The sequence below is a fragment of the uncultured Duncaniella sp. genome (assembly GCF_910577345.1).
Taxonomy (GTDB): Bacteria; Bacteroidota; Bacteroidia; order Bacteroidales; family Muribaculaceae; genus Duncaniella.
The window spans coordinates 1-22065 of sequence record NZ_CAJTMT010000002.1; the positions used below are offsets into that span (position 1 = coordinate 1).

The window sequence follows — 22065 nt, forward strand, 5'->3', positions numbered from 1 at the left end:
GACTGCGACGGGGTTGGGGGCGGCTGCGTTTGCTTTGCCGGCTTCCCATCCGAGTGCGCTGGCTCCGAGGACGGCTGCGTCGGCTTCTTTGAGTTCGGAGGGGATGACTTTTACTTTGCCCTTGAAGATGTGGAGCATGTGTTTCTCCATTGATTCGCGGAGCGGACGCATGAGGAGGTCACCTGATTTGGCAAGACCACCGAAGAGGATGATGGCTTCGGGAGATGAGAACACTGTGAAGTCGGCGAATGCCTCACCGAGGATATTGCCGGTGTATTCGAAAATCTCGTTGGCAAGCTTGTCGCCCTTCACGGCTGCATCGTAGACATCTTTTGAAGTGATGGTGTCGATGGGGATTTCGCGCAGGAGTGAGGGCTCCTCACGGATTTCGAGGAATTCGCGTGCGGTACGGGCTACGCCTGTGGCTGAACAGTAGGCTTCGAGGCAGCCGGTGCGACCGCAGCCGCAGAGACGGCCGTTGTTGCGGCGGACAATCGAGTGTCCGAGTTCTCCGGCGAAACCGTCGTGACCATAGACGAGCTGACCGTTGATGACGATACCGCTGCCTACACCGGTTCCGAGTGTAATCATAATAAAGTCGCGGAGACCGCGTGCGGCACCGTAGGTCATCTCACCGATTGCTGCTGCGTTTGCGTCGTTTGTGATGGCTACGGGAATACCGAATTTTTCACTTACGAGCTGTGCGAGGGGCAGGGGAGAGGGCCAGGGAAGGTTCACTTTGCCTTCGATGGTTCCGGTATAATAGTTGGCGTTGGGCGCGCCGATGCCGATACCAAGAATTTTGTCTACTGCGTCGTTGGCTTCGAGCAGACGGTTCACCTCGGTGTGAAGTTCGTCGAGATATGCATCGAAATCGGTATGTTTCAATGTCTTGATTGATGAACTTGCGAGGACTACGCCACGTGCGTCAACGATGCCGAAAACGGTGTTAGTACCGCCTATGTCGATACCTAAAACATAAGGTTTGCTCATTGGAAAGAAACTTTTGAGATTGTTTTTAAGGTTTTGTATTCAATTGTACTTTGCAAATATACAAAATACTGATTGAAGTTTTCCATTCGGACAGGAGAAAATTCAATCAGTATTAAGCACTTTTAATAAATTTATTTTACGGATCATCCGCTTGTCACCTTGCCGGAGCCGCAGGGGCAGGCGGCGTGGGCGGTTTCGGGGGTTCGAGCCGTTCGACTTTGTCGGTGAGACGGGAGTCGAGGAAGTACAACTCTACGTTTATGTGGCGCCATTCGCCTGAAATAAGGACTGATTCGAGGTAGGTCAGGACGGTGTATTCCTTTCCATCGCGAGTCGTCACATTTTCAAGGAGCGGATTGCCGTGCTTGCGTATGACATCTGCTTTTGTCACACCGGGTTGCACATCTCCGAAACCTGAGGTCGAGGGATACAGAGTCGAGCATCCGGAGATAAAGATGCTTGCTGCAATTGCCGTTGCGGCGATGAGTGGGCGTAGAGAGCGGATCATGATCGGTTTATTGGAGAGTTTATTAATCAATGAACATGGTTGGAGGAGACAGTGGGCTGTTTCCGGTGTCAGATGGTGCGTCCGGGGTATTCCTTAAGGGCTGCAGCGAGGACTTTCATCGCGCGGGCGAGGTCCTCTTTCTTCAGGACGTAGGCCATGCGGACTTCATCCTTACCCATTCCTGGAGTGGTGTAGAAGCCCGAGGCCGGAGCCATGAAGATGGTTTCGCCGTCGAGGTTGAAGTCGCGCAGACACCACTGGCAGAATTTGTCAGCATCGTCGACAGGTAGTTTCACGACGGTGTAGAACGCTCCCATAGGTATCGGCGTGTAGCAACCGGGAATCTTGTTGAGTTCGTCGATAAGGAATTTGCGGCGCTCGACATACTCGTTGTAGGTGGCGAGCATGTAGTCGCTCGGAGTGTCGATGGATGCCTCGGCCACAATCTGTCCAAGCAGCGGAGGACTCAGACGTGCCTGGCAGAACTTCATGACGTTTGTCTTGAGCTGCGGGTGCTTTGTGATGAGGGCACCTACACGGATTCCACATTCATTGTAGCGCTTCGAGACTGAGTCGATGAGCACCACCTGCTCCTCGATTCCGGGGAGATGGAAGGCAGAGATGTAGGGTGCGCCCGTGTAGCAGAACTCACGGTAAACTTCGTCGGAGAAAAGGAAGAGGTCGTATTTCTTCACGAGGTCGCGTATCTGGAGCATCTCTTTCATCGTGTAGAGGTAACCTGTCGGGTTGTTGGGGTTACAGATGAGGATGCCTTTTGTGCGAGGTGTGATAAGTTCCTCGAACTTTTCGACCGGGGGGAGTGCGAATCCTTGGTCAATGTTGGAGGGGACGGTGACGATTTTTGCTCCTGCCGAGATGGCGAAGGCCATGTAGTTGGCGTAGGCCGGTTCGGGGACGATGATTTCGTCGCCCGGATCGAGGCAGGCCATGAAGGCGAAGAGGACGGCTTCGGAACCTCCGGTGGTGACGATGATGTCGTTGACATCCACTTCGATGTTGAAGCGGTGGTAGTACTCGCGGAGCTTCTCGCGCAGTGACGGAAGTCCGGCCGAGGGACTGTATTCCAGCACAGTGCGGTCAATATGCTTGAGCACTTCGAGACCGGCCGGAGGGGTGGGGACGTCGGGCTGACCGATGTTCAGGTGATAGACCTTGATGCCGCGGGCCTTTGCGTCGGTCGCAAGCGGGGCGAGGCGGCGGATAGGTGAGGCGGGCATGATGGTGCCACGTTCCGATACGTTTGGCATTGCTTATTATTATAAGGTGGTTTGTGGAAAAGTCTACCGAAGGGTCACTCGGCGTTCTGCTCCTGAATACTGATGAAGATTTCTTTGTCGATAGGAGTCAGCTCCTTGTGGCGACGCGCCATCATGCGCGATGCGGTGTCGAAGAAGCGTTCCATGATGACCGGTTTCATGCCGAGGGGTGAACCTTCGGTGAAAGAGGGGAGATAGGTGCGGGGGAATCCGGCTCCGTAAAAGTTCACGCCGACACCGATGACGGTTGCGGTGTTGAACATGGTGTTGATTCCTGCTTTTGAGTGGTCGCCCATGATGAGGCCGCAGAACTGGAGGTCGGTCTTGACGAAACGGCCATCAGCCATGCTCCACAGTTTGACGGGTGCGTAGGTGTTCTTCAGGTTCGAAGCTGTGCATCCGGCACCGAGGTTACACCATTCGCCGATGGCGGCATTTCCGAGGAAGCCGTCGTGGGCCTTGTTGGAATAGCCGGTCATGACAACATTGTTCAGTTCGCCGCCGACCTTGCAATAGGGGCCGAGGGTGGTTGCTCCATAGATTTTGCCGCCCATGTTGACGACGGAGTGTTCGCACATGGCAACCGGGCCGCGCAGACAGGCTCCTTCCATGATTTCGGCATCGCGTCCGACGTAGATGGGGCCTTTGCTGACATTGAGGGTTGCAGCCTCGACGGTCGCGCCTTCTTCGATGAAAAGTTGCGAGGGGTCGCCTATGAGGCGGCAGGTGTCGCTGAGGGGCTGCGATTTGCGACCGGCGGTCAAGGTCGCGAAGTCGCGTCGGACAGCCTCGTCGTTGAGCATGAAGAGGTCCCAGATATGATTGAGTGCGAATGGAGTGCCGTCATACTCGATGTTCTCCTTCGGATTGCCGTTGCCGCGACGGGCAATGACGCATCCCTCTTTTGTGAGAGCCTGGCCCGGCTGAAGTGCGAGGATTGCTTCGGTGAGAGTGGCGTCGGGGTGGAGGTTGCCGGCGATGAAGAGATTGTCGCCGTCGGAGGCTTCAATCATAGGATATTTCATCGACAGGTAGTCCTGGGTTGAGTAGGAGTAGGTTCCGGGAATGGCTTTCTGCCACTTTTCAGAGATAGTGGTTATGCCATGACGCAGGAGTGCCACCGGACGTGTCAAAGTCAAGGGAAGCAGACGGCTACGCGCCTCTTCCGGATCGAAAAGTATGATGTTTTTCATTTTCCTGTAATTGTCAAAATATATAATTGACAAAAATACGAATTAATTGTGAAAGAATTTGCCGGGTGAATGGACTTTTTTAGATTCGTGGAGCCTGAAGGATGTTGTTTGCTCTGAAAAACCAGAATGTCACCTCGGTTTTTTCAAGCTAAAGAGGGCCTATTGTGAAAATGTTCACAATTGATAGTTAAAAAGAGTTAATAGATTTAATTTATTTTCAAATAATAAATAAAACTTTGTAACTTTGCCAACGAAAAGAAGCACCACAATAGTTGCAATCCTTGGACTGATAAAAATTTTACGCATTAAATTCACAATTTTAGGACTAAGGAAAAAAGGCAACTTTGTTCAGAAAATCCGTCGGGATGACGTTTTTCCGGGCAAAACGATGGTGTAGTGTAAGTATGATATAATCTCTACATTATTGGAAAGGAATAGTTTTATAACTATTTGACGCCTTTTTGGCTTTGGTCCTGTTGCTCCTTGATTGAAAGGGGCAGCGGACAATTTTTTTATACCCCTTTGAAATATTGGCGGACATGGAATATTGGCGGACATCTTCGATGCCCGTGCTTGCCGATATACCATAACCCCACACCTTCGCGCGACGCAATTTCGCCCTTTGGGCTTCATTGCGTCATCGCTCGATGTGGGGCTATGAACATATCGCTGCTGCGCAGCTTGTTGGCTGCCGTTCAGGAGCATGGGGATTGCGACTCAGACCGTAATTACAGTGCATTAAATCCCTAAATGTCTGAAAGGTACATAACGACAGAAGGTCAGAAGCTACAAAAGATTAATTACAAGTAAATTATACTTCTGTTACTTTTGTCTGTTTTGTTCTTTTGTATCTTATTTCATCGCATATAGGCCGGATTTCTAAATGTCAGAAAGGTACATAACGACAGAAGGTCAGAAGTTACAAAAGATTAATTACAAGTAGATTATACTTCTGTTGCTTTTGTCTGTTTTTGTTCTTTTGTATCTTATTTCATCGCTATGAACCGGATTTTTGGATTAATCCTTTAGAATGTCACCTGAAGCATGGTCTGGATGCGGTTGTCGTGGCGGGAGATGCCGTCCATGTCGACGCGACGGCCATAGATATATTCAAGACCGGTGGAAATCTGGGGAGTAATCTGCCAGATGACATTGGCAAGTGCGTATTGTGCATACTTGTATTGTCCGCTCCAGTCGGTCGACCCTTCGGCATAGCGGTGGGCATAGTTGCGCAGGTGGCTGTAGGTTGTTGTGGCGTAGACCTTGGGCGAGATGTTGTATTGCAAACCTAAGTATCCGCCCCAGGCTTTCACAGCTTCGAGTTTGCCAGAACCGTCGGGGACCATGTCGAGTCCACCTTCATAGAGGTCCTGGAAATAACTTGTGATGCCTTTGCCGTAGGCTGCCTGATAGTAGGCGGTGACGAAGGGGCAGAGCGATGCACTGCCGCTCATCTTCACGCCCCAGCCCACGATGTCGCGGTTCTTGTCAGAGACCTCGTCGCGGTAAAGCATGTTGCGCATGATTCCGGAGAAGCGCAGCCAGCTTTTGCCTCCGCCCCATGAATATTGGATATAGGCAGGGATGTCTGGGACACGCTGGTTGACGACGTAGGTCTTCTCGCCGGTTGTAGCGGACACCATCGGCATTTCGGCTCCGACAGCCACGCTCCAATGTGAGTTGATATTATAGTTGTAGTCGATGACACCGTTGGGGATGGCTGTGAAACCGCATGGACCCTCGTTGTCGATGCTCGGGGGTGCGGCGGCCATGTCGGAGAAGAGGCTGTAATTGTAGCCTGCGGTTATGCCCCGGTACTTGATGTAGGCATACTGGAGGTCAAAGCCGTAGTCATTTCCGGTGAGGTTGAAGTCGACATATACGCCAAGTTGGTTCTTGTCGCCGGGCAATGCTACAAAGTTGAGGTATAGTCCGCTTGTGGCTGCGCTGAACTGCACGAGACCGCCGTCGCCCTTGCGTTGCTGCATGGGGATTGCAGATGTGGTGAAGTCAAAGGCATTGTCAATTGGATTGCCCCAGTCGTAGGATACTGTGGCTTTAGCCGTACCGCCGATTCCGAGGTAAAATTTCTTGTCCTTGCCTTCGATGGCGAAACGTGGAGCGCCTGACTTCTTGAATGTTTTCGGTGCGTTTTCGACAAAGATGTCATAGACATTTATTACTGTTTCTCCTCCGTCGTTAGAGTTGAGGATCGTGACCTCTCCCTCTTCGGGTGTGGTCGGATGGTTCTGGGCGTAAGTGACCGGAAGGGCGCACAGAGCGGGAATTAAAGCGATGAAACGTGTGAAAGTCTTCATAAAGCTTGATGGGGTGGATGGATGTAAGAAAAGGCTTGGAGAGCTGAGGAGCTTGTTTTTCCGACGGCTAATGAGCCGGATAGGCCGTGGGGACGGACGCGGTGACTGTTCCCGTCTTGCTGCGGGGTAGGATTGTCGCTCATGTCGCTTTTGTCTGACCTATCGGGCTGATTTGGCCGGCAGGAAGTTGAAATCTATGAGGGAGCATCCGGGGGGTGTGATACTTCTGTATCAATGGCCGGATACTGTAGCTCTAATAGTAGGAACGATCAATTCTGAATACAAACGATTTGCGGAAAATGATCACTATGACAGTGAAAATTGCGAGCAATACGGCATTCAGTACGAATGGGAATGCATTGTTGAGGTGATGCGGGTCAAATATATTTCTGAAAAAGTCCACGATAAACGGGGTGGCGCTTATGGAAATATAGTTGGCTGCAAGCACGAAAGCAAGTGCGAGTGTCGATTTGCCGGGGACTGTCACTATCTGTGTGGCCTTGTCGTAGATGAGAGGCTGGAACACACCGTAGCCGAAGCCTACGAGTATCGAAGCCAGACACATGATGCCGAAATGATGTCCGATGACCATCAGGATGATACCGACGGCCATGACAACTGTTGAGACAATGAGTGTCGACTGCTTGAATACTTTAAGGATATAGGGCAGGATGAAGCCGGGAAGAAATACGGCAAGGAAGAAGATTGCGGTGACGGTTCCGACATCCGAGTCGTTCAGCCCTTCGCTCTGCATGAGGAAGGGGGTGTAGTAACTGACGATGACCGTGGCGTAACATACGAAAAAGTAGACAGCTATAAGTGACCATGTTCGTGAGAGGATGAAATCATCCTTCACACGGCCGATCTTTCCAAATTGGTCCTGAGATTCCCCCGAAGGGGGTGCTGTCTTTATAGACTTGGCGGGTGAACCGGCTATTGATGCCTTTGAGGCCGCTTTGACAGAAGCCTTTACCTCCGGCGAAGGATTTACCGTGACCGGGTTAAGGTCGGCTTTCGGGATTCCGCGGAGGAACACTGAAAGCACAAGCGGGATGGCAGGAATCAGATAGACCAGGAATGGCAGGCGCCAGTTCCCGTGGCTCAGCCAGCCGACCACATAAGTCGCGATGACGAGGGCGATGTTGGATATACCGGACTTGATGCCAAGCTGGCGCATACGGTATTTGCCAACGAAGGTGTCGGCGAGCAGTCCGGCTGCAAGCGGGATGAGAAGACCGCAACCGACACCGAGCAGACAACTGATGACGATGAGGTCCACCATGCTTTTGGCAAACAGGTAGAAGATGCCGCTCGCCAGATAAATGGCGAGCGCAACCACTACGATGCTGATTTTGCTTTTGGAAAGCGATAGCTTGCCCGAGAGCAGCACAAAGGGGATTATGAAAAGATTGGGCAACACGGTGAGAAGCTGAATCTCCAGTTCCGATGTGTTAGGGAAGATTTTGTCAAGGCTTCCGAGCATCGGGGTGACGGCGAGGCCCGGAAGGTTGACAGTGAGTGAGATTGACCAGATGGCAATCAGGGTCATCAGGGAGATGGTGCCTTTTCCCGTATTGATTCTCATATTTATCGGCTGTTAGGGGGGTGGTAAAGAGGAGAGGTGTCAGTTTTTTATACCGCCTTACGGCTGTTTGGAATCAGAGGATTTCTCACGGTTGAAGACGTCGTAGGCCACAGCCTGAGGATTTTTGGTTCCATCGTAGGCTTTTTCGGCTTCATTGGCGAGAGTGTCGGCTTCAGTCGGGGTGGCTCCATTCTCCTCCGCGAGGATACGGGCATCGGTACCGGCGATTTCAGCGGGGGTCGGTGTGTAGTTGGCGCTCCACTTTGAAACTTCTGAAGGCTTACGGTTTTCAATCTGCCAATCGAAGGGGTAGAAGTTGGCCTGCGGATTTCTCCACGACGGTTTACGCTTTGCAAACACAATCAGAGGAACACAGAAGAAGAGGAGTGCGCCACAGAAGATGATGAGGACATAGACCACAGGGCTGCCGGTGTTGATTTGTGACGGCGGGAAGAAGCTAAGTACCATTGCTACGAGAGCACCGAGGATACCGATTCCTGCCACAACAACTTCACCTAACTTGCCGCCGGGGACGCGGAATCCGCGACGTTTCTGCGGCTGGGTGCGACGCAGACGGATGAAGGCGAAGTAAATCATCAGGACGAGGATGAGGTAGATGACGGTGGCCATCTGCGACATGACCTGATAAGCTGATTCGACCGAAGGAAGCACGACGAGCACGAGCGAGAGGAGGCTGACGAAGATTGCCTGCACATAGAGGATAGGCTTGTTCACGCCACGGCTGTTGACTTTCTGAAGACTCTGGGGAAGGTAACCGCTCTCACCGACAGCGACAAGACCGGTGGAAGGACCGGCGATGATTACGCTGACCTGTCCGATGACACCGAAGGTGATCAGGAAGGCCATCACATTGCCGAGCCAGGGCACACCGATTGAGGCCCAGAGGTCATTGTAGGCCACGAGGAGTGACGCAAGGAGGTTGATGTCCTTCGCGGGGACAACGAAACCGATTGCCAGTGTGGCGAACACGAAGATAAGGACGATGACTGCGACCGCAAGGAATATGGCGCGCGGGAACTGCTTGGCCGGGTTGCTCATGTTCTGGACATGGACGGCGTTCATCTCCATACCTCCGTAGAAGAGGAAGATTGAGGCCGCAAGCACGATGGTGCCAATCTTGGTGAAGTCAGGGAAGAAGGATTCGTGGGTGAGCATGATGGGCTTGCCCATGCAGAGGTATGCGACACCGAGGATGATAAGGATCGCACCCGGGACGATTGTTCCGAAGAGACCGCCGAGGGTACTTAGGATTTTCGAGGATTTCATGCCTCTGAAGGCAATGAAGTTTGTTATCCAGTAGACGCCGAGCACCACTATCAGGGTGTAGATTTTATTGGCTGACAGTTTCGCGTCGAACGATTCAGGCCAGAATATGTAGGCCAGCGAGACGGCTGCGAACATGAGGACGGCAGGGAACCATATCACGAGTGTCTGCCATTCAAGATACATTGCCGACCAGCCCCACTTCGGGCCGAATGCCTCGGCCACCCAACGGTAGAGACCGCCTGAATGGGTATAAGTCGATGCGAGTTCCGCACAGACCAGTGAAAACGGGATAAGAAAGACGATTGCGGCAAACAGATAGTAGAAAATCGACTGGATGCCGAACTCGGCTTGCGAAGGAAGTCCACGGAGACTGACCACGGTGGTGATGATCATGACGGTCATCGCTCCGGTTGAAATCAAAGCCTGCGATGGTTTGCTTCCCTTTGGCTTGTTGGAGGGCTGGGGGGAAGAAGAAGTTGCCATACGCTAAGTAATAAATGTTGATTGAAAGTGATTTTTATTATTTGTTGACCATGGAGTGTCGGTTGGTGAAAAAAAACTCGGGGACCGGCGGTGAGGCCGGCCCCCGGTTTTTAATGTTGTGGCCTTACGGAAAAGGACCTTGTATAAATTCCGGTCACTTCATGGTTGAAGGGCGGGGTGATGGATACCTTTTAGAGTTCCACTACAGGGTAAATCTCACCAATCTTGGTGCCGACTTTGTAGTGTGTGCCCTTGTGAGCCGAGATAGAGACATTCATGTTGGCAGAGAAGAGGTAGACGATGTCCGAACCACCGAACTGGAAGTAAGAGATTTCGTCGCCCTTCTTCAAGGCTACACCTTCTTCGGCAGTGACGACTACGGATGCAACCTGCGGCATGGCAATCGGGAGGATGGCCACATAACCATACTTGGTCTCAAGCACGATCAGACCACGGGTCTGCATGAATTCATAACCGGCCTGGTCAGGAGCGGTCGCACGCCATGCCTCAACCTGGTTTGTTGCGGGATTGACTTTGTCAGGAACTGCAACGAGGTCGACGTAGGCTGCACCCTGGATGACACGGGCTTCACGGACGATACCCGAAAGAGGTGCGTGCTGACGATGGTAGTCAGTCCAACTGAGGAATGAGTGACACCACATACCACCTTTGAATTTATCCTTGTAGGGGCTGCCTTCAAGGAGTTCGTCGATACTCCAGTCAAGGCCTTTGATGCGGACATGGGTGTCAGGGCGGATTTCCCACTGGCCACCGAAACATGCGTCGGCGGGGTGAACGATAATCTTGTCGTCGTCAATAGCTGCGATAGGACGGTAGCCCGGTTTGGCGTGACGTGCGAACATCTGGTTGAAGGTCTTCCAACCGCCACGGGGTTCGAGATATTCGTCCATGTTGTAGACGGCCGAGTCATAGAACGACTTGACACTTTCAGCTGTGATTGATTCAGGACTGTCAAGCCAGTCACCGATAGCATAGCAGTAGTCCACCATCCACTTTGACAGCGGGGTGAGTTCGGGCTGCTTGTCGGCCGGTGCGCATGGAGTCTGGAGTGATTTCACCGGTTCCTGATCCAGAAGGAAGAATGAGCGGAAAAGGTGTTGATAGACGTGTGTGCCTTCCTTATCTTCCGACGGTACCCAATGGGCATAGTTCTCAAGATAGTCAAGGTAGTCATCAATGGTGGTCATGTCGGAAAGGCCGGGGATTTTGTAGGATACGACTTTTGCGATGGCCTGGTTGAACTTGTCCTGCCAGTTGTTTTTCTGGATGAGGTCAGCGAGTTCCTGCACTGCGGGTGAATACTTCTTGTCTGCCATAGTTAAATGTGTTGTTAGTAAGTTTGATATATTGTTTGTTTCGGACATGCAGGCAGCGAAGAAGTATTCCCCGGTCCCACGATGGCCGCTTAGTTTATTGCTGATAATTTGTCAGGTTTGCAGCGGAGAGTGATTTCTGTCCGCTCAGTTTTAATAACACGCGTAATCAAAAAAATCCTGTTGCTTTAACAATTTTAACTATAGTGGCGATGCAAAGTGTTAATCAATAAGGGTAAACGACTTAGACTGTATACCGGCAGGGTACGGAATGCAATAATGGGAGGGTCGACACCGTTATGGAAATGAGATGAAAACAAAGTCTGTCATCTTTGCGTCGGCCTCTTTTTCGAGGGTGCTGATACTGTTGGCTGCAGTCCTGTGGACAGTGGCCTTTTCGTCGTGTTCGACAAAGAAAAACACCGCCGCTACCCGAAACTATCAGGCTTTCATCACTCGCTACAACATCTACTTCAACGGCGACGAGCATTTCAAGGAGACGTTGAAGGAGTTGGAGATCGCCTACGAGGACGATTATACTTCGCAGCTCTTCATGCACCCCGTCGAGGCGTATGCCAATCCCAAAGCTCCGCAGCCGCAGGGTTCGTTCACCCGCTCGATCGAGAAGGCGCAGAAGGCTATACAGCTCCGCTCTATCAAGAAGCGTCCCAAACGCAAGCCGGGACATGCGAATGATCCGGAATACAAGAAATGGCTCAAACGTGAGGAATACAACCCCTTCCTCCACAACGCATGGATGCTGATGGGGCGCAGCCAGTATTTCAACGGTGACTTCCTCGGAGCAGCCTCCACCTTTTATTATGTGGCTAAACATTTCTCTTGGTTGCCCAACACGGTTTTGGAGGCCAAGCTATGGCAGGCGCGGAGCTACTGTGCCCTCGACTGGCTTTTCGAGGCTGAGACCATACTGACGCGCATAAAGACCGACGAGCTTGTCAACAATACCCTCCGGGAACTATACTATTTCACATTCGCTGATTTCTATATACGCTCCCACGACAATCCAAAGGCCATTCCAATGCTTAAGGAGGCTTTGGGCTATGCTCACGGAACTCAGAAGACGCGCCTCAATTTCCTCCTCGGTCAGCTCTATTCCGCCGAGGGGGACAATGCTGCCGCCTATCAGGCATACAAGAAGGCCGGAGGAGCCTCGTCGGCTTCCTACCGCACGAAATTCAACGCACGCATCAAGCAGAGCGAGGTGTTTCAAGGCGCGGACATCACTCCGGAGGTTAAAGCGCTTCAGCGTATGACCCGTTATGACCGAAACAAGGAGTATCTTGACCAGATTTACTATGCTATCGGCAATCTATACCTCTCGCGCCGCGACACCGCTAACGCTATAGCCAACTATGTCCTTGCCGCAGAGAAGTCGACACGCAATGGCGTTGAGAAAGCTTTCTCGCAGATAACCCTCGGTGGGCTTTACTTCGACCGTCATCGCTACGACCTTGCGCAGCCATGCTATGCCGAGGCCGTTCCCTTGCTGCCTGACAACTATCCCGACCTCGCGCTGCTTCAACGCCGGTCCGATGTGTTGGACGAGCTTGCGGTCTATTCCCAGAACGTGACTCTCAACGACTCCCTGCTCCGTCTTGCCGCCATGCCTGAGGCTGAGCGGCTTGCCGTTATTGACAAGATTATCTCTGACCTCAAGAAAAAAGAGAAAGAGGAGGCCGAAGCTGCAAAGCGCGAGGAGTATCTTGCACAGCAGGCGGCATCCGGCTCCAATCTTAAACAGGACAATGCCCAGGCTCCGACCGCTTTCAATCTCAATACTGATAAATCGTGGTATTTCTACAATACCGCCTCCCGCAACGCGGGGCGCACTGATTTCCAGAAGCGGTGGGGTTCGCGAAAGCTTGAAAACGACTGGCGACGGCGCAACAAAGCCTCTTTCAGTTTCGACGAATTCGGTTCGGAGGATGAGGAGGATGCCGAGACCGGTTCCGACACTCCGGCGGATGATGGAAGTGAGGAGGAAGGCTCCTCGGAAGAGAAAGCCTCGGAAGCTGCGAAGGCCAACGACCCGCACAACCGTGAATACTACCTTAAGCAGATTCCGTTCACCGATGTGGAGAAAGTGACGGCTGAGGATGTTATCCGCGAGGGGCTTTACAACTCAGGTCTTGTGCTGAAGGACAAGCTGGAGGATTTCGATGCGGCCGACAGCGAGTGGCAGCGGCTGATGTCGCGCTATCCCGAGAATGTCTATCGTCTCGACATATATTATAATGAGTATCTGATGAACGTTCGCCGCGACCGTCCTGCCGAAGCCGAGCGCTACCGTCAGTTGATTCTTGCCGAATTCCCGGAGTCTAACTATGCGAAAGCCATGTCCGACCCCAACTATCTCGATAACCTTCGCTCGATGTTCGCACGGCAGGAAGCGCTCTATGACGAGGCATACGCCGACTATCTTGCCGACAACAATGCTGATGTCCACAAGGCATACGAACGCATGGTTGCCGAATATCCCCTCTCGCCGCTCATGCCCAAATTCATGTTCCTCCATGCTCTTGCCTTCGTGACCGACAACAAGCCGGATGAGTTTGGTGCTACCTTGAAGGAATTGCTTGAACGCTATCCGGAGACGGATGTCACTCCTATGGCCTCTTCCTATCTGAAAGGTCTGGCGCAGGGGCGCAAGCTCCGCAGCGGAGGGTCGAACATGCGCGGTATGCTCTGGGACATTCGCCTGTCGAACGACTCGACAGCAACGGGCGATGGTGCGGAGATTGAGTTCGTGCTTGAACCGGAGGAGCCGCACTATCTTGTGTTGCTCTTCTCGACGGAGAATATATCGCCCAATCAGTTGCTCTTCGACGTGGCTCGCCACAACTTCACGACCTACATGGTGCGTGACTTCGACCTTGAAGTGATGAACTTCGGGCGCCTCGGACTTCTGCTCATCAAGGGCTTCCGCAATGAGGGAGAGCTGAACCACTACCGTTCGCTTCTTGCTCAGGACAACGGTGTCATCATTCCCGAAGGAGTGCGCCCGGTGCAGATAAGCAAAAGCAATTTCGAAAAGCTGCTGCAAGGTGGAGGCTCGTTTGACGACTACTTCCGCTTTATCGGCGAGGAAACCGTCAAAGCAACCCATGAATCGGTGCTCCCGCCCGAGGAATATCCCTCGGCAGAGGAGATGTATGATCGAAGTGAAGATAGCAACCCCGACCGGTCCGAGCAGTCCGACGAGTCCGACAGGTCTGACAAGTCTGACGAGTCCGACCAGTCTGACAAGTCCGACCTCCCCGCCACCTCTCCTGCCAAAATGAATCAGCCCGACAGTTTGAATTTACCCAAAGCTGTTGTAACTTTGCCAAGCGATACGACTGCCATTCAGCCTGCGAATCCTGTGCCCGATACCTCAGTCCAACCGGAGGCCAAGCCATCGGCAAATCCTGCGCCCAAGACTTCGACCCAACCCGCTTCCAAGAAAACTCCCCAGCCCGTTGTGCCGAAGCCGAAAGCCAAGACAGAGCCCAAGAAGCAGCCGGTACCGCAGCCCAAGACAAAGACAGTCACCCCTGTCACCACTCCCAAGTTCCCCGACTATCCCCTCGGCAGCGAAGGCGATGAGGATGACTGAGCATCGGTATTGAGACTTTATCCTTTGTACTTAATACTTAACACTTAATACTTAATATATCTTGTCAACCATCCTTTGGGCCGACGATGAGATCGACCTGCTGAAACCACATATAATGTTCCTGAAAGGGAAGGGCTATGACGTTGTCACCGCGTGCAGCGGTGCCGATGCCTTGGCTCTTGTCGATGAACAGAATTTCGACCTCATAATCCTCGACGAGAATATGCCGGGTCTGACCGGACTTGAGACGCTGCAGCGCATCAAGCTCGTGGCTCCGCATATTCCGGTGATAATGATAACGAAGAGTGAGGAGGAGAACATCATGGACCAGGCTGTCGGCAACAAAATCGCCGACTATCTGATAAAGCCTGTCAATCCCAAGCAGATTCTTCTGTCGATAAAGAAAAATCTTCATTCCGACGAACTTGTCTCGACCCAGACCGGCAGCGACTACCGTCAGGAGTTCACACGCATATCGCAGCTAATCGGTTCGGCCTCTACGATGGCCGACTGGATGGAACTCTACAAGCTGCTTGTCCACTGGGAGATGCAGTTGTCGGCTGCCGAAACACAGATGGATGAGCTTCTCGACATGCAACGCAAGGAGGCTGGGACAGCATTTGCGAAATTCGTGCGCAATAATTATGCCGACTGGATTACCGACCCGCAGTCGCCGGGACGTCCGCTGATGTCGCCGGAGGTGTTCAAGACCCATGTATTTCCCCTCCTTGATGCCGGTGAGAAGGTGTTCTTCATCCTTATCGACAACTTCCGCCTTGACCAATGGGCGGCTGTGAAGCCTCTGCTTGCCGATACATTCAACTTCCGCGAGGAGCTTTACTGCTCCATCCTTCCGACAGCCACGCAATATGCCCGCAATGCCATATTCTCCGGTCTGATGCCCAAGGACATCGCTTCGATGTTCCCGGAGCTTTGGGTCGACGAGGACTCTCCGGAGGGTAAGAATCTCAACGAGTCGCCTCTGATTTCAACTCAGTTTGAGCGCTATCGCCGTCATTGCAAGTTCTCCTACACGAAAATCAACGACTCGGCGGCGGGTGAGAAACTTCTGCGCGAGTTCTCAAATCTGCTGTCCAATGACCTGAACGTCATTGTGTTCAACTTCATCGACATGCTCTCACATGCCCGCACGGAGTCGAAGATGATACGCGAGCTTGCATCGACCAACGCCGCCTACCGTTCGCTGTCGGAATCATGGTTTCGCCACTCGTCGGCAATCGAGATTTTCCGCCGCATAGCAGCCAAGGGTTATAAGATTATCCTAACGACCGACCACGGCACTGTCCGTGTCGACAATCCGGTGAAGGTCGTGGGCGATAAGAACACCAACACTAATCTCCGCTACAAGATTGGCAAGAATCTCGCCTATAATCCCAAGCAGGTCTATGAGGTGAAGAATCCTGCACGGCTCGGGCTTCCGGCTCCCAACGTGTCGTCGACCTACATTTTCGCGACCGGACGCGATTTCTTCGCCTATCCCAACAACTATAATTATTATGTGCAGTATTATGATGGCACCTTCCAGCATGGTGGCATATCGCCAGAGGAAATGCTCGTGCCGCTCATCACGCTCACTGCCAAATGATATAATCATAAAAAATCTGAAAAATGAAGCAGATAATGATCCCTACAGCCGAGGCTCTTCCCGAGGCTGCCAAAGAATTTCTCGGTCTGATGGACGATGCGACCGTCTATGCCTTTGACGGCGAGATGGGGGCAGGAAAGACCACATTCATCAATGCTCTCAGCCGTGCGCTCGGAGTCGAGGATGACCCCACCGGTTCTCCGACATTTTCCATTGTCAACGAATATCGTTCCGACACAACTGCCGAGCTTATCTATCATTTCGACCTTTACCGCATCGAGAATCTCGAACAGGCCTTTGATATAGGCATCGAGGACTATCTCGACTCAGGTGCGCTCTGTCTGATTGAATGGCCTGACCGCGTGGCCGACATCCTCCCTGATGATACCGTGTGGGTGAAGATCGACGTGATGCCCGACGGTGTTCGCCGTCTTTCAGTCGGTTCGGCTGATGAAATAGCCAAGCTATGAACCTTATAGAACTCGACGAAAGCCCTTCGACCAACACTCATCTCGCATCAATAGCAAGCGCCTCGCCTCACGGGACGGTCGTCAGCGCGCACAGACAGACTGCGGGACGCGGACAGCGTGGCAACTCCTGGGAATCTGAACCGGGGGCCAACATAACCATGTCGATGCTGCTGCGTCCGGAGGGTTTGCATCCTGCGCGTCAGTTTGTCATTTCCGAGGCTGTCTCGCTTGCCATTGTGGAGGTGTTGCAGCGCTATCTTCCCGGTCATGACGTGAGGGTGAAGTGGCCAAACGACATCTATGTCGGTGACAGAAAAATCTGCGGTATCCTTATCGAGAACAGTATCACCTCCTCCGGCATAAACCATTCGATTGTCGGGATGGGCATAAATGTCAATCAGCACCGTTTCCTCTCCGATGCTCCCAATCCTGTGTCGATGGCTCAGTTGACCGGCACGGAATTCGATTTGCGGATGCTCCTTGAGGAGTTCTGTGGAGAGATTCTCCGCGAGGCTGATGCTGCCGTCGCAGCAGAACTTTCGGAGGAGGGGAGCGGCGAACTGTCGGCGCGTTATTTCGACACTCTGTGGCGCAACGACGGTTTCTATCCCTATCGCGACAATCTGCGTGGTGAGTTCATCGAGGCGCGTATCGTAGCCGTTGCCCCCGATGGCATCATCTCGCTCGAACTCCCCGACGGTGAGCGCAGGAGCTATGCCTTCAAGGAAATCAGTGCGGTGGTTAAAGAATCTTTATTGTGAAAACATTCATAGGTGACGGTGCGTTATACTTGCACTTTAAAACCTATGAATTATGAATGATTTCAATGAAATAATCAACAGTGACAAGCCCACACTTGTGGATTTCTTTGCCACTTGGTGCGGCCCTTGCAAAATGCAGGGTCCTATCCTTGAAGAATTAAAGAACAAAGTAGGCGATGCCGCCAATATCGTTAAGGTTGATGTCGACCGCAATCCTGATATTTCAGCCAAATACCAGATCAGGAGCGTCCCGACCATCATCATCTTTAAAAACGGTGAACCCCAGTGGAGAGCTTCGGGTCTCCAGCAGCTTGAGATTCTTGAAGATAAGATCAGAATTCAGGAGCAGCCAGGCAAGTAACACCGCTTGCACCGCCCGGTCAGCCGGGACAATAAAACGATTTTAAGCTACGATTACATATTTTTGCCCCGTTTCCCCGCCTTTCGGTTGGGAGACGGGGCTGTTTGTATCATATATGTCGACATTTCAGATTATATACAGGGTGAAACTTGTCGTTTTAAGATTTATTGTCTAAATTTGGAAATTATTGAATACTAATTTTAACTCTCATGAAAACAATCAGCAGATTTCTGGCTGTAAGTGCGCTTGCTTTTACTGCCCTTTTTTCCTCATTTAACCTATCGGCAAGTGATATTGATAGTCGCAGTCTTGCGGGACACTCGGTATATGGCTCCATAGGTATAGGACACATTATAAGTTCTGTTGATTTCGGCTGGGAGTCAGGCGATGCGCGCATAGGATTGGATTGGCAAGTCGGCTACGAATGGATGTCGGACAAGAAAATTGGTGCCGGATTTCTCTATTCCGGTTACAGATCCGGAGGGAAGAGTACTGTAGGATATAACAGAAGTTCTGCCATAGTTGCAAAGGGAGCCTTTTATATCAATTATCTTGCGCCACAGTTCGTTGGTTATGTCAGATTGGGAAATCCACGCTGGACGTTCAACTACACTGTCGGTTTAGGCCTTGCAATCTGCACTGAGACTGCAAGCTGTAAGGATGCCGGGGTGAAAGTTTCTGCCAGTGCAAGCAAATGTGGTTTCGGTATGAATATCGGAGGCGGATTTCAGTATGCGTTGAACAACAATTGGCGTTTGCTTGCGAATCTCTCATGGCAGGATGCTATAATCGATCTAAATACCGGTGAAAATGGTGATGAAAACACCGGCTTCGCCCGTCTCGGTCTGAATTTCGGAGTGAAATATAGTTTCTGAAATCCGGTGGATACATGAATGATTTCAATGAAATAATCAACAGTTACAAGCTCACACTTGTGGATTTTTTGAAGAATTAAAGAACAAAGTAGGCGATGCCGTCAATATCGTAAAGGTTGATGTCGACCGCAATCCTGATATTTTAGCCAAATACCAGATCAGGTGTCTCCCGGCAAGTGACATCCCTTGCGCCGTCCGGTCAGCCGGGATAATAAAACGATTTTAAGCTACGATTACATATTTTGCCTCGCTTCCCGCCACAATGGAAGGAAGTGAGGCTTTTTTTTAGGTGGAAATGATTAGATATTAAGGCATGGATATGAAAAGTAACAATATATTGCAACTTTTGTCCGGAAATAGTTGTTTTTTAGTAAGATGTATGCTAAATTTGTAGCATGGACCGACGTATTATTACATTTGGCGGTCATTTTGAACGCTTTATGGCCTCCCTTGATCTAAAAGTTCAAAGGAAGATAGACTATGCTCTTGATTTATTGCGTACTCAGGATAGGATTTCTAAAAAGTTTGTAAAAGCATTGAAAGAAGGACTGTTTGAGTTGCGTAGTGAATGGGAGGGGAATATCTATAGAGTGTTCTTTATTTTTGACGGAGATAAGATTGTTGTATTATTCAACGGTTTTCAAAAGAAGACTCAGAAAACTCCGGAAAATGAAATAAAAAAAGCTTTACGAATTAAAGAGGAGTATTATGAACAATGTAAATGATATTTTTCCTAAGGGTGATGGTATGATACGGGATTATAGTGCTGTCCTTGATGAGAAATATGGGAAGCCGGGCAGTCCGGAGCGTGAGGCTTTTCTCGATGAGGCACGGGCATTCTACACCGGACAGTTGATAAGGGATTCCAGAAGAGATGCCAAGATAACCCAGGCAGAGCTTGCCGCACGTCTTCATGTGACGAAGTCATATATTTCAAGAATAGAGAATGGTATCATAACTCCGAGTGTGACCGTTTTCTATAGAATCATTGAGGCACTTGGCCTAAGGGTTGAGATTGTCAAACCGGTGGCAGCTTTTTGAAATAAAGTATTCTGCTCAGGACTATTTTGTCAGAGAGTTATTGAGCGGACATGATTTGGATTTTATTTTGGTGAATAGGCGGGGATTGCTTAATTTTGCGCCTATACAAATCATCGCCAAAACAAAACACGATATACCATGGCAGATACATTGGAAATTTCAGAAGTCTATCGCGCGGCGCAGGTGCTTCGCGATGTAGCGCGTCATCCCCGTCTCATCGGGGTTCCGAAAATCAATCCCGATTCGGAAATCTATATCAAGCCGGAGAATCTTCAGCACACCGGTGCCTTCAAGCTTCGTGGTGCCTACTACAAGATTTCTCAGCTCACTCCCGAGGAAAAAGCCCACGGAGTAATCGCATGTTCGGCCGGTAACCATGCCCAAGGTGTGGCTCTCGCTGCGACACGCAATGGCATAAAGTCGCTCATCTGCCTGCCTGCCGGTGCGCCGATTTCCAAAATCGAAGCTACTAAGAAGCTCGGTGCAGAGGTCTGTCTGGTGCCGGGTGTCTATGATGATGCCTATCAGAAGGCCATCGAGCTTCAGAAGGAACATAACTACACTTTCATCCATCCCTTCGATGACCTAAAAGTGATAGCCGGACAGGGCACCATTGCCCTTGAAATCCTTGAGGAGATGCCTGATGTGGAGGCTGTGATTGTCCCCATCGGTGGCGGTGGTCTGATTGCAGGAATCGCCTTCACCCTCAAGCAGCTCAAACCGGATGTGAAAGTCTATGGTGTGCAGGCCGAAGGTGCTCCCTCGATGTTCAAGTCTGTCCACGACGGGGAACGCACCCGTCTGGAAAAGGTAGCTACCATTGCCGACGGTATTGCCGTAAAGGAACCGGGTGTCAACACCTTTGATTTCTGTTCGAAATATGTCGATGAGATTGTGACCGTCAGCGAGGATGAGATTGCCGCAGCCATACTTGCGCTTATCGAGCAGCAGAAGCTTGTGGCCGAAGGAGCGGGTGCGGTGTCGGTTGCCGCAGCCATGTTTGACAAGGTTCCCATCAAGGGCAAGAAGACTGTCTGCGTGGTTTCAGGCGGTAACATTGACGTGACCATCCTCAACCGTGTCATCACCCGTGGTCTTGTGAAGAGCGGAAGAAACTGTACACTGACCCTCGACCTTACCGACCAGCCCGGACAGTTGTCAGGCGTATGTCAGGTGCTTGGCGAGAACGGTGCCAACATTATCTCCGTCACTCATGAACGCAACTCACATGTCACATCCATCAACGGCTGTATAATCCGTGTGGAGGTCGAGACCCGCAACAACGAGCATATCGACATCCTCCGCCGTGCTCTTGCCGATAAAGGCTATCATGTGGTTTAGTTTGTTATAATTATTGTATTATAAATTTTTACTGTAGGGACGCGCTGTAGCGCGTATGCCTGATATAAATCGAATGACTTTCATTTGGCATACGTTCTGCAGCGCGTCCCTGCAGCCAATCCTAAAAACAATATGGTTCCTACTATGAAAAAACATTCCTCATCGATGCGTCGCTTGCCATTGCTTCTGCTTTTGGCCGGCCTCTTCATTGTCGGTTGCAAGACGAATGAGAATAACTACCGTCAGGCCTACGAGACGGCTGTGTCGAAAAACCGTGAGAGTTCAGGCGTTGACTCCACCATATATGCCAAAATCCGCAACAGCGCGCGGATGTCGGATCTCGTGGTGGCCTCCGATTCCATGCCTATGCGCACTGAGTATATAGGCTACACAGAGGATGGCGGTGCTTCACGCGAGACAATCGGACGATACAATGTGGTGGTCGGACAGTTCAAACAGGTGTTCAATGCCCGTCAGATGCGTGCCCGCCTCCAAGCGTCGGGCTATGATGGCGCGTTCATCATCCATACGCGTGAACCGCTCTACTATGTCTGCACTGCCGCCTGTCAGACACCTGAGGAGGCTGCTCAGGCATATCAGCGTGTGAAAGAGGACAAGTCAATCGTCCTCCGCGATCCGCTCCCCTTCATCCTCCGTCCGGCCCATCTTGCGAGATGATGTGATGGTTGTATAATCCTCAATGTTACTTAATGTCTTGATTGAAAAATGATAAGAACTGTTTTTGGAACTGCATTGATGTGGTGTGGGCTGCTTGTCTTCCCGTTGACCTATATTGTCCTTAAGCTCTGTGGAGTTGCGGGGATGAATGACGGAATATGGGGATGGACGATATGTCTGTGCCTGTTTATTGCAGTTATAGGCAAGATAATAAAAGGGAGACGGTAGAGTGCCGTCCCCCTTTTTAATAGATATAAGAATAGTATAGGCATAAAAAAGCCCGGCTGGACGCTGGTTCCACTGCCGGGCGGGGTGATAATGTCGGGCGACGGGGTTTG

Annotated in this window: 18 protein-coding genes and 1 pseudogene; 11 read left to right on the forward strand and 8 right to left on the reverse strand. The window is 51.3% G+C overall.

What is annotated here, in order from left to right; translation table 11 throughout:
- From QZ310_RS01165 to QZ310_RS01200, 8 genes are all read right to left on the reverse strand, one after another.
- Nucleotides 1-993 (reverse strand): ROK family protein (locus QZ310_RS01165; RefSeq protein ID WP_297069506.1); only part of this gene is annotated, 993 nt, incomplete at its 3' end.
- Between the two features lie 154 nt (nucleotides 994-1147).
- On the reverse strand, nucleotides 1148-1501 hold the full coding sequence (locus tag QZ310_RS01170; protein ID WP_297069508.1) for a hypothetical protein: 354 nt from the start codon (nucleotides 1499-1501) through the stop codon (nucleotides 1148-1150).
- 68 nt (nucleotides 1502-1569) lie between these two features.
- Entirely contained in the window at nucleotides 1570-2769 is a 1200-nt protein-coding gene (locus tag QZ310_RS01175; RefSeq protein WP_297069510.1) for a pyridoxal phosphate-dependent aminotransferase, read from the reverse strand.
- 44 nt (nucleotides 2770-2813) lie between these two features.
- A complete protein-coding gene (locus QZ310_RS01180; protein WP_297069511.1) occupies nucleotides 2814-3971 on the reverse strand; it encodes a GlmU family protein in 1158 nt (385 codons plus the stop codon).
- Between the two features lie 1025 nt (nucleotides 3972-4996).
- Entirely contained in the window at nucleotides 4997-6289 is a 1293-nt protein-coding gene (locus tag QZ310_RS01185) for a porin (protein ID WP_297069513.1), read from the reverse strand.
- 253 nt (nucleotides 6290-6542) lie between these two features.
- Entirely contained in the window at nucleotides 6543-7874 is a 1332-nt protein-coding gene (locus tag QZ310_RS01190; RefSeq protein WP_297069515.1) for an MFS transporter, read from the reverse strand.
- A 57-nt stretch (nucleotides 7875-7931) separates the two neighbouring features.
- Nucleotides 7932-9644 (reverse strand): putative glutamine/gamma-aminobutyrate antiporter GadC, encoded by a 1713-nt coding sequence (gadC, locus tag QZ310_RS01195; RefSeq protein ID WP_297069517.1) that lies wholly within the window; start codon nucleotides 9642-9644, stop codon nucleotides 7932-7934.
- 191 nt (nucleotides 9645-9835) lie between these two features.
- Nucleotides 9836-10981, reverse strand: a complete 1146-nt coding sequence (locus tag QZ310_RS01200; protein ID WP_297069519.1) for a phosphatidylserine decarboxylase — start codon at nucleotides 10979-10981, stop codon at nucleotides 9836-9838.
- Nucleotides 10982-11288: 307 nt separating this feature from the next.
- Between QZ310_RS01200 and QZ310_RS01205 the strand changes: the two genes are divergently transcribed.
- From QZ310_RS01205 to QZ310_RS01250, 11 genes and pseudogenes are all read left to right on the forward strand, one after another.
- Entirely contained in the window at nucleotides 11289-14594 is a 3306-nt protein-coding gene (locus QZ310_RS01205) for a tetratricopeptide repeat protein (protein ID WP_297069522.1), read from the forward strand.
- A 61-nt stretch (nucleotides 14595-14655) separates the two neighbouring features.
- Entirely contained in the window at nucleotides 14656-16200 is a 1545-nt protein-coding gene (locus QZ310_RS01210; RefSeq protein WP_297069524.1) for a bifunctional response regulator/alkaline phosphatase family protein, read from the forward strand.
- 23 nt (nucleotides 16201-16223) lie between these two features.
- The gene (gene tsaE, locus QZ310_RS01215; RefSeq protein ID WP_297069526.1) at nucleotides 16224-16670 is read left to right on the forward strand and encodes a tRNA (adenosine(37)-N6)-threonylcarbamoyltransferase complex ATPase subunit type 1 TsaE; all 447 of its coding nucleotides are present in this window, start codon (nucleotides 16224-16226) and stop codon (nucleotides 16668-16670) included.
- Complete coding sequence (locus QZ310_RS01220) at nucleotides 16667-17431, forward strand: biotin--[acetyl-CoA-carboxylase] ligase (RefSeq protein ID WP_297069528.1); 765 nt, start codon at nucleotides 16667-16669, stop codon at nucleotides 17429-17431. The genes tsaE and QZ310_RS01220 overlap by 4 nt, the downstream gene beginning before the upstream one ends.
- A 52-nt stretch (nucleotides 17432-17483) precedes the next feature.
- Entirely contained in the window at nucleotides 17484-17792 is a 309-nt protein-coding gene (gene trxA / locus QZ310_RS01225; protein WP_297069530.1) for a thioredoxin, read from the forward strand.
- Between the two features lie 209 nt (nucleotides 17793-18001).
- A complete protein-coding gene (locus tag QZ310_RS01230; protein WP_297069532.1) occupies nucleotides 18002-18667 on the forward strand; it encodes an outer membrane beta-barrel protein in 666 nt (221 codons plus the stop codon).
- Between the two features lie 76 nt (nucleotides 18668-18743).
- Nucleotides 18744-18893, forward strand: a pseudogene (locus QZ310_RS13670) (hypothetical protein); the annotation flags it as partial.
- 169 nt (nucleotides 18894-19062) lie between these two features.
- Nucleotides 19063-19392 carry a type II toxin-antitoxin system RelE/ParE family toxin gene (locus QZ310_RS01235; RefSeq protein WP_297069535.1) on the forward strand — a complete coding sequence of 110 codons (330 nt, stop codon included), beginning with the start codon at nucleotides 19063-19065 and terminating at the stop codon, nucleotides 19390-19392.
- The gene (locus QZ310_RS01240; protein WP_297069537.1) at nucleotides 19376-19708 is read left to right on the forward strand and encodes a helix-turn-helix transcriptional regulator; all 333 of its coding nucleotides are present in this window, start codon (nucleotides 19376-19378) and stop codon (nucleotides 19706-19708) included. The genes QZ310_RS01235 and QZ310_RS01240 overlap by 17 nt, the downstream gene beginning before the upstream one ends.
- A gap of 138 nt (nucleotides 19709-19846) precedes the next feature.
- Complete coding sequence (gene ilvA, locus QZ310_RS01245) at nucleotides 19847-21049, forward strand: threonine ammonia-lyase (protein ID WP_297069539.1); 1203 nt, start codon at nucleotides 19847-19849, stop codon at nucleotides 21047-21049.
- 144 nt (nucleotides 21050-21193) lie between these two features.
- Nucleotides 21194-21727, forward strand: a complete 534-nt coding sequence (locus QZ310_RS01250) for an SPOR domain-containing protein (protein WP_297069540.1) — start codon at nucleotides 21194-21196, stop codon at nucleotides 21725-21727.
- The last annotated feature ends 338 nt before the right edge of the window (nucleotides 21728-22065 follow it).

What these genes read in the sequence shown, in the direction of transcription:
- QZ310_RS01170 (WP_297069508.1), bottom strand. Translation starts at nt 1,501, where the DNA reads ATGATCCGCTCTCTACGCCCACTCATCGCCGCAACGGCAATTGCAGCA.
- QZ310_RS01175 (WP_297069510.1), bottom strand. Translation starts at nt 2,769, where the DNA reads ATGCCAAACGTATCGGAACGTGGCACCATCATGCCCGCCTCACCTATC.
- QZ310_RS01180 (WP_297069511.1), bottom strand. Translation starts at nt 3,971, where the DNA reads ATGAAAAACATCATACTTTTCGATCCGGAAGAGGCGCGTAGCCGTCTG.
- QZ310_RS01185 (WP_297069513.1), bottom strand. Translation starts at nt 6,289, where the DNA reads ATGAAGACTTTCACACGTTTCATCGCTTTAATTCCCGCTCTGTGCGCC.
- QZ310_RS01190 (WP_297069515.1), bottom strand. Translation starts at nt 7,874, where the DNA reads ATGAGAATCAATACGGGAAAAGGCACCATCTCCCTGATGACCCTGATT.
- gadC (WP_297069517.1), bottom strand. Translation starts at nt 9,644, where the DNA reads ATGGCAACTTCTTCTTCCCCCCAGCCCTCCAACAAGCCAAAGGGAAGC.
- QZ310_RS01200 (WP_297069519.1), bottom strand. Translation starts at nt 10,981, where the DNA reads ATGGCAGACAAGAAGTATTCACCCGCAGTGCAGGAACTCGCTGACCTC.
- QZ310_RS01205 (WP_297069522.1), top strand. Translation starts at nt 11,289, where the DNA reads ATGAAAACAAAGTCTGTCATCTTTGCGTCGGCCTCTTTTTCGAGGGTG.
- tsaE (WP_297069526.1), top strand. Translation starts at nt 16,224, where the DNA reads ATGAAGCAGATAATGATCCCTACAGCCGAGGCTCTTCCCGAGGCTGCC.
- QZ310_RS01220 (WP_297069528.1), top strand. Translation starts at nt 16,667, where the DNA reads ATGAACCTTATAGAACTCGACGAAAGCCCTTCGACCAACACTCATCTC.
- trxA (WP_297069530.1), top strand. Translation starts at nt 17,484, where the DNA reads ATGAATGATTTCAATGAAATAATCAACAGTGACAAGCCCACACTTGTG.
- QZ310_RS01230 (WP_297069532.1), top strand. Translation starts at nt 18,002, where the DNA reads ATGAAAACAATCAGCAGATTTCTGGCTGTAAGTGCGCTTGCTTTTACT.
- QZ310_RS01235 (WP_297069535.1), top strand. Translation starts at nt 19,063, where the DNA reads ATGGACCGACGTATTATTACATTTGGCGGTCATTTTGAACGCTTTATG.
- QZ310_RS01240 (WP_297069537.1), top strand. Translation starts at nt 19,376, where the DNA reads ATGAACAATGTAAATGATATTTTTCCTAAGGGTGATGGTATGATACGG.
- ilvA (WP_297069539.1), top strand. Translation starts at nt 19,847, where the DNA reads ATGGCAGATACATTGGAAATTTCAGAAGTCTATCGCGCGGCGCAGGTG.
- QZ310_RS01250 (WP_297069540.1), top strand. Translation starts at nt 21,194, where the DNA reads ATGAAAAAACATTCCTCATCGATGCGTCGCTTGCCATTGCTTCTGCTT.